The following is a 14,926-nucleotide window of genomic DNA, read 5'->3' as shown; positions in this document are numbered from 1 at the left end:
CGCGACGTCACGGAAAAAATCATCTGGTGAACAGTTTATTCTCTTGATGAATTTTCTGAACGCCATTAGCGTTCCTGCAAGTCCCTGGAATGGGTGGCGATCCGCGTGGGTCGCACGGGAGGAACGCAAGACCGGCAGGCGTGCGGATATGCCGTCCGGTTGCCGGCGCCCGGTTGTCCAAAGATCGAGTTGTCGGCGCTTCGCCGCGCCGCGCCTGCTCGGTATCACGCACTCGGAGGAGCGATGAGCGACTTTCTGGATCGTGCCCCGACGGCTTCGTCCCCGAAGCCTCGATCCCCAAGCTCATGGCCGGCATCGTGCCAAGCGCACTCTCCTCCCTCCCCTGATCGCCTCGGCCCAGTCCAGGATCTGCAACTTCGAGGTGCCGGCGTACGCGCCGGCTTCTTCCCTCAAGGCGCCGGGCTTAGCCCCCGCTTTCGATGACCGACCGAGGACGCCATGCTGTTCAGTTCAGACCGCCTGAAGGATCTCTCCCGTCTCCTCTTCCTGAAGTCCGGAAGCGATGAGCGCGAAGCGGATATCGTATCCAACCACGTGGTGGATGCATGCCTCTCCGGGCATGATTCACACGGCGTCATCCGCGTCGCGGCCTATGTCAACGCGGTGAAGAAGGGCGAGTTGTTTCCCAACAGGCCGGCGACAACGATGCTGGAGACCGACAGCCTTCTGGTGCTGGAGAGCAATCACGGCTACGGGCAGGTGGTGGCGCACGACGCCACGGATGCCGGCATCGCCAAGGCGCGCAAGAGCGGCATCGCCATGGTCACGGTGCGGGAGGCCGGACATTTCGGGCGCCTCGGCGCCTGGGCGGAGCGGGCAGCGGAAGCCGGCCAGGCTACCATCTACTTCGCCAATTCCGCCCGTCCCGGCGGGGCTCAGCTCGCCCCCTTCGGCGGCAGCGACCGCAGGCTTAATTCGGGGCCTGTCTGCCTTGGCATGCCGGTGGAGGGGAAGGACCCTGTCATCCTCGACATTTCCACCGCCTCCGTCGCCATGGGCAAGGTGCGTCTCGCGCGCAATCGGGGCACGCCGCTGCGCGAAGCCTGCGTCGTCGATGCCAACGGCAAGCTCACCGACGATCCGAATGCGCTCTATGGACCGCCACCCGGCGCCCTGCTGCCGTTCGGCGGGCACAAGGGCTCGGGCCTTTGCATCTTCACGGACCTGTTTGGCGGCATCCTCAGCGGAGCAGGCGCCAATTACCGTGGCGAGCCGTGCGAGTGGTATCCCCACAACAATATGGTGGCGATCCATATCGACGTGGCCCAGCTCGGCTACGGGCACGGGCTGACCCAGCAGGTCATGGACTATGCCGAATGGATCAAGGAATCCCCCTCGCCCAATCCCGAAGGCGTCCTGATGCCGGGCGAGTTTGAGGTGCTGAATCGAAAGAAGCGCCGCGAGACCGGCATCGAGCTTGATGAGAAGACCTGGGAACAGCTTCTGGAGGCAGGCGAGGCATTCGGCGTTCCGCGCGAGGAAGCGAAGCGCATCGCCTTCGGCAACGCCTGATCGAGCTGAGACCGAGGATACGCAAATGGCTGTAAAGATCGATGCGGCCGGCTTGATCCGGCTGTTGCCCGAAATCGAAGGGCTCACGGACCCGCAGCTCCGCAAGGGTGTCATCGACATCTGGCTGGAGATTGCTGACGAGTGCGCGTGGGACCGCTTTGAGGATGTGCCGAAGAATCTCGATGCAGAGAAGGGGCGGCGGCTCATCGACCATGTTCGCGGCGTGACCGTCATGGCGCTGGAGCTCGCGGAGATCGGCAAGCGCCTTCATGGGCAAGATTATAACCACCAGTATCTGCTGGCCGCCTGCCTGCTGCATGATGTCAGCAAGGTGGTGGAGATCGAGCCGGACCCATCCGGCAAGCCAACGGGCGGGCCAGCCCTGCCGGGGAAGAAGAGCGAGCTCGGCTCCAAGATCCAGCATGCGGGCTATGCGACCCATAAGGTGTTCGCCCACGGCCTGCCGCTGGAGGTGGCGCACCTGGTGCTCACTCACACCCATGCCTCGGGGCTGCGCTCCAACACGCTGGAAGCGTCCTATCTGTTCTACGCAGACTTCGCAGATTCAGACATCGGCGTGATCCAGGGCAAGGGCAAGACCTTTGCCAGCCGCGTCGAATTCGTCTGAGCCGCCGGGACGATGACCTCTCTTTCCTTCTCAATGCCGGCAGGGGCCTGCGACTGCCATATGCACGTGTTCGGGCCGGAGGCGGACTTCCCCCTCTCGCCAAAGCGCAGCTACACACCGCCGCCGGCAACCCTGGAGGACTACCTGGCCCGGGCGGCCGCGCTCGGCCTCGCGCGGGTGGTGTTCGTTCAGCCGAGCCCATACGGCGTGGACAATTCCTGCCTGCTGGATGCCTTGCGTCGCATGGGGGGCGCCGGGCGGGGCATTGTTGCCATAGACGCGTCGACCCAGGATGCGGATCTCGCTGCCATGGACGCCGCCGGCGTCCGCGGTGTGCGTGTGACGCTCAATGCAAAAGGATCAGACAGCGCGGAGGCGATTTCTGGAGCCATTGCCGGGCTTGTTCCGCGGCTCGCCCCGCTCGGGTGGCAAATCCAGATTTTCGCGTCCCTCGCCTCCATTGCCGGGGCCGCTGAATCCATCCGGACGGCCGGCGTGCCGCTGGTCTTCGACCATATGGCACTCACCAAGCCCGGTCACTTGGACAGCCCCGCCTTTCAGACGCTGAAGGAGCTGCTTTCGACCGGAGCATGCTGGGTGAAGCTGTCCGGTGCGGACCGGGTCACAGGTTCCGATACGGATTTCGCCCCCGCCGTGCCGGTCATGCGTGCGCTCGTCGCCGCCAATCCCGAACGGGTGGTCTGGGGCAGCGATTGGCCACACACCGGCCGCCACGCAGGGGGCGCTGGTGGTGAGATGCCTTTGAACCCGCACCGGCCGCTCGATGACGGCGCGCTGCTGTCATTGCTGGGGGAGGCGCTCGGGGATGCGCAGTTGCTGCGCCGTGTGCTCGTGGACAACCCGGCCCGTCTTTATGGATTTCCGCCCGCCTGAGCGGGCTCCTGCCGAAACGATGCGATGAACGAGGTTATCGTGGACAAGACCCAATCCCCCGTCCGCCTGCTGGTGCTCGAAGGTGACGGCATCGGTGCCGAGATCTGCAATGCCACTCTCGCCGTGCTGCGGGCGGCGGAGCGGGCCCTCGGCCTCTCCTTCGCTTTCGAAACGGAGCTCATCGGCTTTGCCAGCCTGGAGAAGCACGGCACCACCTTCCATGACGACGTGGAGGTCGTAGCGAAGGCGGTGGACGGCGTGATCCTCGGTCCGGTCTCGCACATGGACTATCCCCCCGCCGCCAAGGGCGGCCTCAACCCCTCGGGTCAGCTCCGCAAGCGGCTCGACCTCTATGCCAATATCCGCCCTGCCAAGTCCCGGCCCGGTTTCCCGCCGCGTTGCGGCTCGCCCATCGACCTTGTGGTTGTGCGCGAGAACACGGAAGGCTTCTATGCCGACCGGAACATGTTCGTGGGCTCGGGCGAGTTCATGCCGACGCCGGATGTTGCCCTGGCGGTGCGCAAGATCACCCGCGAAGGCTCGACCCGCATCGTGCGCTCCGCTTTTGAGCTTGCCCGCCGCCGGCGGAACAAGGTGACGGCGATCCACAAGGCCAACGTGCTGCGCGTGTCGGACGGCCTCTTCGTGGAGTGCGCCCGCGCGGTGGCGAAGGAGTATCCGGACGTCGCCTATGACGAGAAGATCATCGACGCCATGGCTGCGCTGCTGATCCGCGACGCCAGCGTGTTCGACGTCGTGGTGGCCACCAACATGTTCGGTGACATTCTCTCCGACGAAGCATCCGAAATCTCCGGCAGCCTCGGCCTTGCCGCCTCCCTCAATGCCGGCAGCCAGTATGCGGTTGCGCAGGCACAGCACGGCTCGGCGCCCGACATCGCGGGCAAGGGGGTTGCCAATCCGTCCTCGCTCATCTCTTCAGCGGCGATGCTCCTGTCCTGGCTCGGCGAGCGGCGCGGCGACCCGCGCCTCGTCAAGGCGTCCGAGCTGATCGAGGCCGCGCTGGACGAGGCCATTGGCGCGCCGGAGAAGCGCACGCGCGATCTCGGCGGCACGGCTGGAACCGAGGCGTTCGCGGGGCATGTGGCCGCCGCCGTCGAGCGCCTTGCGGCATCCGGGGGGTGATGCCCTCGCCCGCCGGCGGGCTATTTTATTCGCTTGTCGAATACATGTTTCAAAGTTAAAGCCTGGAATGCGAGGCCGGCACTGGGTTGCGCGCCTAGTCTATTGCGCGGCTCAGTTCCGGGCGACCGTTCCTGAATATCGGAAGACGCAGCCCATGCATTTGCCGGTCGGCGGCGACAACGCCTTCTTCCTTGACCTTTATTCCCGGTATCGGCGCGACAGGTCATCGGTTCCGGCGGACTGGGCCTTCTATTTCGAGACCACGTTCGAGGACGCTTCCGCACCGTCCCCGCAGCGGTCCACTGCGCACTATCTCGCCCCGCTGCTTTGCGACGCCTACCGCCAGTACGGACATCTGGAAGCGGCCCTCGACCCGCTCGGCCTCGCGCCCCGCGAGACCGTTCCGCTGCTCAATCGCCTCCGGGCAGATGCGGACGAGGCCGGGGAGGAGGTGGTGGACATCAAGCTCGCCGGCCGTGCGCAGCGATACTCCCTGAGTGCCCTCAATGACGACCTCTCCCGCATCTACGCGGGACATGTGGGCATCGAGGCCGCGCACCTCACCGATGAAGGGGAGCGCGAGTGGTTCTATGCGGCCATGGAGGCCGCTTTCGGGGCCCCGCCGGATGGCGGTGTCCTTGGCCGCGCGCTCACGTCCATCGCCCTTGCAGACGAGTTCGAGGGCTTCTGCCGCCTCAAATTCCCCACCAAGAAGCGGTTCGGCGTCGAGGGCGGGGAGGCGGCCATCGCCTTCCTGCGCGAGTTGTTACTGTCGGCGTCTCCGGATGTGGACGATGTCGTGATGGGCGGCATGCATCGCGGCCGTCTTTCGCTGCTCGCCACCGTGCTCGGAAAGCCTCTCGCCGCGCTCTTTGGCGAGCTGAAGGGGCACGATTTCACTGACGGCAGCGTCACCTTTACTGGGGACGTGCCCTATCATCTCGGCTATGCGGGCGAGCTCAACCACGATGGGCGCACCATGCGGGTGCGGCTCTTGCCCCATCCCTCGCATCTTGCCGTGGTCGCGCCCGTCACCCTCGGCCAAGCGCGCGCCACGCAGGCCGGACGCGATGTGGACCCGACCCGGACGTTCTGCGTCCTGCTGCACACGGATGCGGCCTTCTCGGGCCAGGGCCTGATCAGCGAGATCATGCAGCTCGGCGGACTTGCCGGCTATTCGGTGCGCGGGAGCGTGCATCTGGTGGTCAACAACCAGATCGGTTTCACCACGCTCCCTTCCGAAGGACGCAGCTCGCGCTATTGCACCGATATTGGCAAGTCGGTCGGGGCACCCATCCTGCACGTCAATGCTGACGACCCGCTCGCCGTCGCCCGGGTGGCGCAGATCGCCTACGGCTGGCGCCGGCGGTTCGGCAAGGATGTGCTCATCGACCTCGTCTGCTATCGCCGGTATGGCCACAACGAGCTGGACGAGCCACGGTTCACCCAGCCAGCCACCTGGGCTGCCATCGACACCCATGCGCCGGTGCGCACCAGCTTCGCCGCACAGGTGAAGGCTCTCTTTCCCGAGGCCGAGGCCCGGGCGGGGGCTGCGGTAGAAACCTTCCGGGAGGAATTGCGCGCGAGCTACGACGCGAGCGCCAGCTTCCGTGACAACAGCCGTATCGACCAGGGGCGCGCGTGGGAAACGGTCGCGGCTGCAGACGAGGAAGCGTTGATGCGCGACGACGTCGCCACCGGGCTCGATCTTGATGAGCTGCGCCGCCTTGGCGGCTCTACCGGGCTTGTACCCGAAGGATTAGAACCCCATTGGAAGGTGCGAAAGTTCTACGAAGCGCGCAATGCCACGATCACCGAGGGCGATGGGCTCAACTTCGCCACGGCAGAGGCTCTGGCGTTCGCCAGCCTGCTCGCGGAAGGCATCCCCGTGCGTCTCTCCGGCCAGGACGCTGTGCGAGGTACCTTCACCCAGCGCCACCTTGCCCTCCATGCAGAGGACGGCGCGGGCAGCTTTTTTCCGCTCTCGGCGCTGGCGCAGGAGGGCGCGAGGCTTGAGGCGGTGAACAGCCCGCTCACGGAATATGCCGTGCTCGGCTTCGAATATGGCTACAGCCTCGCCGATCCCCGTCAGCTCGTCATGTGGGAGGCCCAGTTCGGCGATTTCCTCAACGGTGCCCAGGTGATGGTCGACCAGTATGTGGCTTCGGCCGAGGCCAAGTGGGGCTTGCAATCCGGGCTCGTGGTGCTGCTCCCCCATGGATTGGAAGGGCAGGGGCCCGATCACTCCTCCGCGCGGATCGAGCGTCTGCTTCAGCTCTGTGCGGCCGGCAACATGCTGGTGGTCAATCCCTCCACCCCTGCGAATCTGTTCCATCTGCTCCGGCGCCAGATGCTCGCGCCCTGGCGCAAACCGCTTTTCGTGATCGCCCCGAAGTCCCTGCTGCGAGCCAAGGCGGCGGTGTCGCCGCTCGCGGACATGGGACCGGGCACGCGATTCCGTCCGCTGCTTCCGGATATGGGCGTGGATCCCGGCAAGGTGCGTCGCGTCGTACTGAGCTCGGGCAAGATTCATTACGAATTGGCCGAGGCACGTGCCGCAGCCGGCCTTTCCGGGGAAATCGCCCTGGTGCGGGTGGAGCAGCTCTATCCCTTCCCTCACCACGCCTTGGCGAAGCTGCGGGAGACCTATTCCGGGGCCGAGTGGGTGTGGTGCCAAGAGGAGCCGAGGAATCAGGGGCCATGGCATCATGTGCTGCGTGAGCTGAGTGGCAAGGTGCCGCTCGGCTATGCGGGGCGTCCCGCCATGCCCGTCTCTGCCGCCGGTTCGGTTGAGCGCCACGAGGCGGAGCAGCGCGACCTGCTGGCCCGGGCTCTTGACCTCTCGTCAGTATCCGATAGCTGATGTGGGGGAATCAGAGAAAAGTTGAACATCCATGGCATCCTTCGAGCCTGTCCGCGCAATTCTGAGGGGCCTGGATATTCTCAGGATCATCAATGAGGTCGGCCCCGTCGTCGCCACCGACATTGCCAAGCGGGCGGGGCTGCCCCAGCCGACGATCATCCGCATTCTCGAAACACTGATGAGCGCTGGCTATGTCTATCGCGAGCCGGACTCCGCAGCCTATGGCGTAACCGCGCAGACACTCGCCCTGAGCCGAGGGTTCAACGCCACATCGCGCCTTGTGCAGCTTGCGACGCCGCTGATCGAGAACTTGCGCGCGGAGATCGGCTGGCCCTCGAACCTTGCGGTGTTCGAGCGCGACGGCATGATCATCGCTTATACGAATCGCGGCGCACAGGGCATGTCCATTCCCGGCAGGCTCGGAGCGCGCATTCCGATCCTCGCCACCGCGACGGGCCTCGTCTATCTCGCCAGCCTGTCCGATGTGGAAGTGGAGGACATGTTGCGGCGTCTCGACAGTTCCGAGAGCCGCTGGGACACCAGCCCGGAGCTGCGCAAGAAGCTGCCGGAGCGCCTCGCCTTCGCCCGGCGCGAAGGCCACGCTTTCGCCGATGAGACGTATCTGGACGAGATCTACCACTCGCGCATCTGGGCGGTGGCTGTACCCATCATTGTGAATGGCCGCATCGTCGCCGCCTTGAGTAGCCTCGTGCTCGACAGCGCTGGCCAGCGCAAACGCATCCTGGCGCAGATCCTGCCATCGCTGCGCCGCGCTGCCGGCACCATTGCCGAGCTGTTGTCGCAGGATGCCGGCCTCATCGGCGGGCAGAGCGCGCCCGGCGCGAAAGGTGTGGCACAGCGCCGCCGACGCACCGCTTCGCCCAGCTAGCCCTTTCACCACAAAAGCCATCGTCAGGCCCCGCTGCTGACCCGGGCGGCAGCGGGGTGGCTTTTGGCTTGCGTCGATAGAAAAATGAATATAATTTTCAACAAGCGAATAAAATGAAAATGACGGCGGAGAACCGATCCGCCGGACGCATCGGGAGGGCACGCCAATGGCCACCATTTTCAAGGTCAGCTACACCTACACTGCAGACCCTGCCGAATGGGCCAAGGCCTATACCGAGGAGCGCGCGCGCTCCTTCCTCGACGTGCCGGGCTTGGTCTGGAAGCTCTGGCTCGACGAGCCGGAACAGCGCCAGAGCGGGGGGCTTTTCCTGTTTGCCACACGCGCCGATGCCGAGGCCTATGCAGCATCTCCGCGTGGCCAGAAGGCCAAGAGCAATCCGGCCCTTTCGGACGTGCGGATGGAGATCTTCGACGTCCGTGACGAGATGAGCCGCATCACCCACGGCCCGATCCCACCGGCCGTTGCGCCCATCAACGGCGCCGCCTGATTTTCCGCCAAGAAGAGCCGGCAATCCCTGCACGGCTTCGCGAAGGAGGACGCATGAGCGACAAAGCCACCACTGATCTCGTAGACGTCTATCAAACGTCCGGCCGCATCCGGAGCTGCGGTATCGTGTTCGCTCATTTCGGCGGACGCCGCGCCTTCAGCGGGCCCATCCGCACCGTAAAGTGTCATGAGGACAATGGCCTCATCAAGCAGGTGCTGGCGGAGAAGGGGCAGGGGGCCGTGCTGGTCGCCGATGGTGGCGGTTCGCTGCGCAGTGCCCTCTCCGGCGATCGGGTCGCGGGGCTGGCGGTCTCCAACGGCTGGGCCGGCATGATCATCCGTGGCGCGGTGCGCGACGTGGGCGTTCTGCGCACGCTCGATATCGGGATTCTGGCGTTGGGCTCCACGCCCTGGAGAAGCACCGTGACCACCGCAGGCGAGATCGATGTGCCGCTTCACTTCGGCGATGCCGTGTTTCAGCCCGGCGGCTGGGTCTACGCGGATGAGGATGGCCTGATTGTCGCTGATGGGCCGCTCGATTGAGCGGATGCCGACCTGATGATTCCAGGAGGCTGACCACACCAGCATGATCGCCAATGGCGGTGTCTCTGGTGCGCCCAAGCCCATTGCTCCCCCTCACTGCACCTCAGTCTGTAATACCCGCCGGCGATTTTCCCGACGCCCGCGAAGAGCCGCCTGGAGGCAGCATCTGCAGCCCTCCAAAGCCTGCTGTCAGCTATCGAAAGCGGCCTCTAATTTTCGAAGGTGAGTTCCATGTACGATTTGCTTGGAGGCATCCGGGTGGTGGAGGCCGCGTCCTTCGTCGCGGGGCCGCTATGCGGACTTTATCTGCTTCAGCTGGGTGCAGAGGTCATTCGGCTGGATCCGATCGGTGGAGGACCCGACCGTCACCGCTGGCCCTTGGCGCCCACCGGAGAGAGCCTCTACTGGCAGGGGCTCAACAAGGGGAAGAAATCCGTCGCCATTGATCTCTCCAGGCCCGAAGGGCGTGAACTCGCCGCCGAACTCATCACGGCGCCCGGTCCCAACACTGGACTGTTCGTGACGAACTATCCCCCGGACGGCTTCCTGTCCCATGCGAGGCTTGCCAGCCGGCGGGCGGATCTCATCTCGGTCCGTGTCATGGGCTGGAATGATGGGCAGACCGCGGTGGACTATACGGTCAATGCAGCGGTCGGCGTGCCCTATATGACCGGCCCCAGCAGCCTCGGAGACCTGCCCGTCAACCATGTCCTGCCGGCCTGGGATCTAACGACAGGCGCCTACGCCGCGTTTGCGCTGCTGGCGGCCGAGCGTCGTCGGCGCGACGGTGGGATCGGGCAGGAGGTGCGAATTCCACTCTCCGACATGGCCATTGCGACCCTGGCCAATCTCGGCAACGTGGCTGAGGTGCTGGCGGGTGAGGATCGCCCGCGCATGGGGAACGATCTCTTCGGCGCATTCGGCCGTGATTTCGCGACATCCGACGGGCATCGCCTCATGATCGTCGCGATAACGTCGCGCCAGTGGTCCGGGCTTCTGGCTGTTCTCGGCCTGGAAGCTCAGGTCGGGGCGCTGGAAATGGAAATCGGCGCATCTTTCAAGCACGACGAGGGTCTGAGATTCCGCCATCGCGATCGCCTGTTCCCTCTGGTTGAAGCTGCCGTTTCCCGCCGGACCGCAAGCGAACTTTCTTCCGCTTTTGATGGGGCAGGGGTTTGTTGGGCACCTTACCGCACGCTCAAGGAAGCCATCACCGAGGATGGCCGATTGTGCACGGAGAACCCCATTTTCTCGACGATTGCGCACCAAGGAAGCCTTCGATACCCGACCCCCGGCGCAGCCGCGAGTTTCATGGGTGCCGAGCGCATCGGGCCAGGAGGCGCTCCGCATCTTGGCGAGCATACCGATGAGATACTCGCAAATGTCCTCGGGCTTTCCTCCGGCCAGATCGGAGGGCTTCACGACAAGGGGATCGTCGCAGGAGCGGAGGTAGCGCTTCCACGCGCCTCCTAATTGTATTTCACATAGTGAATACTAATTTCAAATTTCGTTGACAATCGAGTTGGCAAGGGCTCACGTGTCGGACCCACATGCTGTGGCCGCGCGTGCATTCAATGCGTTGCGGCTAGCTCACAAAAGAACACCGGGGAGGGACATAAATGAAATACAATGCTTTCCTGAAGGCCTGTATTGTCGGGGTCTCTGTTGTTTTCGCGCAGCTCGCGCATGCTGAAACCTACCCGAGCCGAGCAGTCAGATTGATTGTGCCCCATGCGCCCGGTGGGTCTACAGATGTTATCGGCAGGACTCTCGCGACGATGTTGAGCGAGAGATGGAAACAGCCGGTCGTCGTGGAGAATATCGTCGGCGCGGCGGCTGCAATTGGTACGCGCCGCGTGGCCCAGGCCACGCCGGACGGATATACTCTATTATTCACCTATGAAGGCGCCCATGCGCTGCTTCCCTATGTCGTTGCAAATCCCGGCTTCGACGCCCTGCGCGATTTCACTCCAATCGCGACGGCAGCACGCGCGGGCTTCATGATTGTCGTAAACTCCAAGCTTCCGGTGAAGACGTTCCAGGAATTCATCGAGCTCGCCCGTAAAGATCCGGACCAGCTCATGTATGGGGCCGTGACGGGATCTTCCAATCATCTCATTGCCGAGATGCTGAAGATCGATGCGAATGTGAAGATCCGGAATGTGCCGTATAAGGGCGCTGCGCAGGCGCTGACGGACGTCGTCGCCGGACAGATCGACAGCACTGTCGCCTCGATCCCTTCAGCGATTGGCTACGTCAATTCAGGGACGCTCCGGGCTTTGGCCGTGACGGGTGGAACCAGGTCCAACGTCGCTCCCACTGTGCCGACCATTGCGGAATCGGGCGTTCCCGGTTTCGACGTCACCCACTGGTGGGGTGTGCTCGGTCCTGCCAAGATGGACCCTGCGCTCGTTACGAAGATCGCCGCCGACGTCAGCGGCATCGCCAAGTCCGAAGAATTCCGCTCCGTGCTCGAGAAGCAAGGGGCCGAGCCATTCGTCACGACAACTGCGGAATTCGATAAGCTGCTGGCCCACGATATCGAGAAGTGGGGAGAGGTCTGCAAGCAGATCAATTATCAGCCTTGAGCGGTCGTAGTTGAACGCCGCATTGCGATTTCGGCACCAGTGAGGTGACGGCCATCGAGCCGATACATTCAAGCGTGCAATTATCCACGACGGTGAGGATACGAAGCGCTATCCGCCTGTGAACTGGTCGCTGACGAAGTCGAGCGACCAGAGCCGTTGTGCCGCCCGCCGGGCGCCGCGCCAAGGTGCACCGCATGCCGCGCTTGCGGACATGCCAGACGCTTGGCCAGCGCCCGGTCAAATAGTTCGGGTCAATCGACGGTCGCGCCGGAAGCCTTGACCACCTTCACCCATCGGTCGATCTCTTCCTTGTTGAACTTGACGAAATCGGCCGGAGACTTGTCGGTGACCACGTCGCTGCCATCGGCGATGAAGCCCTCCTTCAGCGATTTGACCTCACCAGCCTCGTTGATGGCTTTGGACAGAATGGCGATGATGGGTTCCGGTGTGCCGGGCGGGGCGTAGATCGCCATCCAGACCGACATCTCCGCGCTCTTGAGGCCGGCCTCATCGACGGTCGGCACCTGCGGCATGAGCGGCGAGCGCTTGTCCGAGGTGATGACGAGGGCGTCGAGCGCTCCCTTGTCCACGAAGCCGCGCACCACCGCGATGGGCCCGAAGACCATATCCACCTGGCCGCTGATCACGTCCATTACGCCCTGGGACGAGCCCTTGTAGGGAATATGGACAAGGTCGATGCCGGCCGCCTGCTTCAGCAGCTCGGGGGCAATGTGGGAGGTGGTTCCGTTGCCGCCGGAAGCGAAGGTGAGGGGCTTGCCCTCCGCAGCGCGCTTCTTGGCAAGCGCGATCAGCTCGGCGAGCGTCTTCACTTTCAGGCCGGGATTGACCACCAGCACGTTGGGCGCAGTGCTGATGCGCGAGATGGGGGTGAAGTCCTTGATGGGGTCGTAAGGCAGGGACTTGTAGAGGCCCACATTGATGGCGTGGGTGCTCTGGGTGGCGGCGAGCAGCGTGTAGCCATCGGGCGTCGCCTTCGACACATAGGTGGAGCCGGGAATGCCACCTGCACCGGGGCGGTTCTCGATCACCACCGGCTGGCGCAGGATCTCGGTGAGCGCCTGGCCGAGGCGCCGGGCCGCGAGGTCTATGGGCACGCCGGGGACGAAGGGCACCACCAGGGTGATCGGGCGGGACGGATAAGTGTCGGCCCTGCCGGGGCCGGCGGCGAAGAGGCATCCGACCGCGAGAGCCGCGGCTAGTAGACGCTTGGTGGTGGACGACACGGATGGCATTGGCGTTTCCTCTCTGTTTTGATTGTTTGATTGCTCAACTCACATTCGGCGGCACGTCGAGGCGCGCCACGATGCCTTCAAGCTCCGGGCTCGGGGCGGGATAGCGGCTCATGACCAGAGGGTCGTGGCCGGGCACGATATGGGCGGGGGAGGGCGCGAGGGCGCGCAGCGCGTCGAAGCCTTCCAGCATCTCGCCCACGTGAAAGGCGGTGGGGAAGGGCCGGTTGCTCTCCATGTTCTCGTAGAAGTGCGAGACGTCGATGGCCAGCACCACCCAGCCGCGCTTCGTGTGGACGCGCACGAACTGGAGCCCGGCGGAATGCCCGCCGGCCAGATGGACAGTGATGCCCGGGGCCAGCTCGGCGGAGGAATTGTAGAACAGCACCCGCTGCTGGAAGTTCAGCCGGACGATGCCGCAGATGTCCTCCACCTCGAAGGAGTGCGACAGGCGCGGATAGCGCATGTAGCGGCCCGTGGCGTAGTGCATCTCCGGCTCCTGGAGATGGAATTGCGCGAGCGGGAAGCGATGGAAGTTTCCGACATGGTCGTAATGGAGGTGGCTGATGATGACGTCCTTCACCTCGTCCGCATCGACGCCCACCAGCTTCAGGGCGTCGATGGGATCGCGCAGGAAGGTGCGCTTGCGCTTGTCGGCCACCTCCTTGGTGAAGCCGCAGTCGATGACGAAGGTCCGCTCCGGCGACTTCGCCACCCAGAGGAAATAATCCATGGGCATGGGACCCTCGTGAGGGTCGCCGCCCATGAAATGATCCCGCCGCTGCGCATTGCGCATGGCATAGCGGATGGCGAACAGGTCGTATTCGGGCAACGCGTCGGGCATGGTCTTCCTCGGTCGAGCTTTTCTTTCGAAGAAACCGTCGTGCACGCGGGCACGGCGTGCCTACGCAGCATTCTTTCGACGGCACATTTCGCAGGATGAGCGAGCCCGCGATGACGTCGGGCACCGGAGCCTGCGGCGACCCTCGCGAGGGCGGGGATCTATTCGACTGTGATGCCGGATTTCTGAACGATGTCCGCGAACTTCGCGGTCTCTTCCTTTATGAAGGCCTTGAATTCTGTCGGCGTCATCCGGACATAGTAGGCGCCGAGGGATTTCATGCGCTCCTGCACGGCGGGATTCTCCAGAGCCTTGGTCAGAGCGTCGTGGAGCGCGTTGACGATCGGCTCCGGCGTGCCGCCGGGCGCGAGGAAGCCGAACCAATTGATGACATCGAAGCCGGCAAGGCCCGGCGTTTCGGCGATAGCCGGAACATTGGGCAGCGCCGGCAGCCGCTCCGCCGAGGAAACGGCGAGCGGAACGAGGCGCCCCTCGGAGATGAAAGGCTGCACGACGGCGTAGCTCGCGAGCGTCGCGTCCACATGCCCGCCGATCACGTCCGTGACCTGCTGCGCGGCCCCCTTATAGGGGATGGGAAGGAGGCTCACGCCCAGCTTCTCGCTGATCAGCCCGCCCGCAAGATGCTGGGTGTTGCCGACGCCGCCGGTCGCATAGGTGACCTTGCCCGGATTGGCCTTGGCGTAGGCGAGGAAGTCCTGGAAGGATGCGATCTTCCTGTCCTTGCTCACCACGACCACGTTGGGGATGCGCGCCGCGAAGGCGAGTGGCGTGAGCCCATCCACGGGGTCGTAGGTGAGCTTGCCCTTCATCAGGGTGGGATTGACCGCCACCTCGCCGGCGCCCGCGATCATGAAGGTGTAGCCGTCCGGCGTGGAACGGGCCACGCGGGAGGTGGCGATCAAGCCGTTGGCGCCCGGCAGGTTCTCCACCACCACCGGTTGCTGCCAGGCCTTGTTCAGCTGCTCGCCCACCATGCGGGCGATGGTGTCGAGCCCGCCGCCGGCGGTGAACGGAACGATGATCGTGACCGTCCGGTCGGGGAAGCCCGCGGCGAGGGCCGGTGCGCCTGCGAGCAGAACCAGGGCGGCAAAGGCCGAGGCGATAAGGCTGCATCTACCAATGACATGAGACATGGCGGCGTTTCTCCTGGGGCGTTGCGGCTGTTTGCTTCGACCTTCTTTGGGCCGTAGAGAGGCATTGCCGCGCCGCCAGGCGGCGCGGGTCTT

General features: G+C 64.4%; 13 protein-coding genes. 10 read left to right on the top strand and 3 right to left on the bottom strand.

The annotated features are described in order from the left end of the window. The first annotated feature begins 459 nt into the window (after positions 1-459). From ABLE91_RS20840 to ABLE91_RS20795, 10 genes are all read left to right on the top strand, one after another. Positions 460-1,533, top strand: coding sequence for an Ldh family oxidoreductase (locus ABLE91_RS20840; protein WP_348933938.1), 1,074 nt, complete (start codon positions 460-462; stop codon positions 1,531-1,533). Between the two features lie 25 nt (positions 1,534-1,558). Further along, positions 1,559-2,161, top strand: a complete 603-nt coding sequence (locus ABLE91_RS20835) for an HD domain-containing protein (RefSeq protein ID WP_348933936.1) — start codon at positions 1,559-1,561, stop codon at positions 2,159-2,161. A 12-nt stretch (positions 2,162-2,173) separates the two neighbouring features. Further along, complete coding sequence (locus tag ABLE91_RS20830) at positions 2,174-3,055, top strand: amidohydrolase family protein (protein WP_348933934.1); 882 nt, start codon at positions 2,174-2,176, stop codon at positions 3,053-3,055. Positions 3,056-3,079: 24 nt separating this feature from the next. Beyond that, positions 3,080-4,198: an isocitrate/isopropylmalate dehydrogenase family protein gene (locus ABLE91_RS20825; protein ID WP_348933933.1), complete on the top strand. Its 1,119-nt coding sequence runs from the start codon at positions 3,080-3,082 to the stop codon at positions 4,196-4,198. A 154-nt stretch (positions 4,199-4,352) separates the two neighbouring features. After that, entirely contained in the window at positions 4,353-7,061 is a 2,709-nt protein-coding gene (locus ABLE91_RS20820) for a 2-oxoglutarate dehydrogenase E1 component (RefSeq protein ID WP_348933931.1), read from the top strand. Positions 7,062-7,092: 31 nt separating this feature from the next. Beyond that, positions 7,093-7,950 carry a helix-turn-helix domain-containing protein gene (locus tag ABLE91_RS20815; protein WP_348933929.1) on the top strand — a complete coding sequence of 286 codons (858 nt, stop codon included), beginning with the start codon at positions 7,093-7,095 and terminating at the stop codon, positions 7,948-7,950. Positions 7,951-8,116: 166 nt separating this feature from the next. After that, a complete protein-coding gene (locus ABLE91_RS20810) occupies positions 8,117-8,458 on the top strand; it encodes a YdhR family protein (protein ID WP_348933927.1) in 342 nt (113 codons plus the stop codon). A gap of 53 nt (positions 8,459-8,511) precedes the next feature. Continuing rightward, positions 8,512-9,000 carry a ribonuclease E activity regulator RraA gene (gene rraA, locus ABLE91_RS20805; protein WP_348933926.1) on the top strand — a complete coding sequence of 163 codons (489 nt, stop codon included), beginning with the start codon at positions 8,512-8,514 and terminating at the stop codon, positions 8,998-9,000. 231 nt (positions 9,001-9,231) lie between these two features. Further along, the gene (locus ABLE91_RS20800; protein ID WP_348933925.1) at positions 9,232-10,473 is read left to right on the top strand and encodes a CoA transferase; all 1,242 of its coding nucleotides are present in this window, start codon (positions 9,232-9,234) and stop codon (positions 10,471-10,473) included. 146 nt (positions 10,474-10,619) lie between these two features. After that, on the top strand, positions 10,620-11,588 hold the full coding sequence (locus ABLE91_RS20795; RefSeq protein ID WP_348933924.1) for a Bug family tripartite tricarboxylate transporter substrate binding protein: 969 nt from the start codon (positions 10,620-10,622) through the stop codon (positions 11,586-11,588). A gap of 251 nt (positions 11,589-11,839) precedes the next feature. Here ABLE91_RS20795 and ABLE91_RS20790 read toward each other — a convergent pair whose 3' ends face one another. The 3 genes from ABLE91_RS20790 to ABLE91_RS20780 all read right to left on the bottom strand — a co-directional run bounded on the left by ABLE91_RS20790 (position 11,840) and on the right by ABLE91_RS20780 (position 14,833). Further along, the gene (locus ABLE91_RS20790; RefSeq protein ID WP_348933923.1) at positions 11,840-12,841 is read right to left on the bottom strand and encodes a Bug family tripartite tricarboxylate transporter substrate binding protein; all 1,002 of its coding nucleotides are present in this window, start codon (positions 12,839-12,841) and stop codon (positions 11,840-11,842) included. A gap of 34 nt (positions 12,842-12,875) precedes the next feature. Continuing rightward, on the bottom strand, positions 12,876-13,682 hold the full coding sequence (locus ABLE91_RS20785) for an N-acyl homoserine lactonase family protein (RefSeq protein ID WP_348933921.1): 807 nt from the start codon (positions 13,680-13,682) through the stop codon (positions 12,876-12,878). Positions 13,683-13,840: 158 nt separating this feature from the next. After that, a complete protein-coding gene (locus tag ABLE91_RS20780; RefSeq protein WP_348933920.1) occupies positions 13,841-14,833 on the bottom strand; it encodes a Bug family tripartite tricarboxylate transporter substrate binding protein in 993 nt (330 codons plus the stop codon). Between the last annotated feature and the right edge of the window lie 93 nt (positions 14,834-14,926).

Source organism: Aquabacter albus, assembly GCF_040049275.1.
Taxonomy (GTDB): Bacteria; Pseudomonadota; Alphaproteobacteria; order Rhizobiales; family Xanthobacteraceae; genus Aquabacter.
The sequence above is the reverse complement of the archived record's forward strand: the minus strand, read 5'-3'. Positions and strand labels throughout refer to the sequence as shown.

Excerpts from the sequence above, each read along its gene's own strand:
- ABLE91_RS20840 (WP_348933938.1), top strand. The coding sequence starts at position 460 with ATGCTGTTCAGTTCAGACCGCCTGAAGGATCTCTCCCGTCTCCTCTTC.
- ABLE91_RS20835 (WP_348933936.1), top strand. The coding sequence starts at position 1,559 with ATGGCTGTAAAGATCGATGCGGCCGGCTTGATCCGGCTGTTGCCCGAA.
- ABLE91_RS20830 (WP_348933934.1), top strand. The coding sequence starts at position 2,174 with ATGACCTCTCTTTCCTTCTCAATGCCGGCAGGGGCCTGCGACTGCCAT.
- ABLE91_RS20825 (WP_348933933.1), top strand. The coding sequence starts at position 3,080 with ATGAACGAGGTTATCGTGGACAAGACCCAATCCCCCGTCCGCCTGCTG.
- ABLE91_RS20820 (WP_348933931.1), top strand. The coding sequence starts at position 4,353 with ATGCATTTGCCGGTCGGCGGCGACAACGCCTTCTTCCTTGACCTTTAT.
- ABLE91_RS20815 (WP_348933929.1), top strand. The coding sequence starts at position 7,093 with ATGGCATCCTTCGAGCCTGTCCGCGCAATTCTGAGGGGCCTGGATATT.
- ABLE91_RS20810 (WP_348933927.1), top strand. The coding sequence starts at position 8,117 with ATGGCCACCATTTTCAAGGTCAGCTACACCTACACTGCAGACCCTGCC.
- rraA (WP_348933926.1), top strand. The coding sequence starts at position 8,512 with ATGAGCGACAAAGCCACCACTGATCTCGTAGACGTCTATCAAACGTCC.
- ABLE91_RS20800 (WP_348933925.1), top strand. The coding sequence starts at position 9,232 with ATGTACGATTTGCTTGGAGGCATCCGGGTGGTGGAGGCCGCGTCCTTC.
- ABLE91_RS20795 (WP_348933924.1), top strand. The coding sequence starts at position 10,620 with ATGAAATACAATGCTTTCCTGAAGGCCTGTATTGTCGGGGTCTCTGTT.
- ABLE91_RS20790 (WP_348933923.1), bottom strand. The coding sequence starts at position 12,841 with ATGCCATCCGTGTCGTCCACCACCAAGCGTCTACTAGCCGCGGCTCTC.
- ABLE91_RS20785 (WP_348933921.1), bottom strand. The coding sequence starts at position 13,682 with ATGCCCGACGCGTTGCCCGAATACGACCTGTTCGCCATCCGCTATGCC.
- ABLE91_RS20780 (WP_348933920.1), bottom strand. The coding sequence starts at position 14,833 with ATGTCTCATGTCATTGGTAGATGCAGCCTTATCGCCTCGGCCTTTGCC.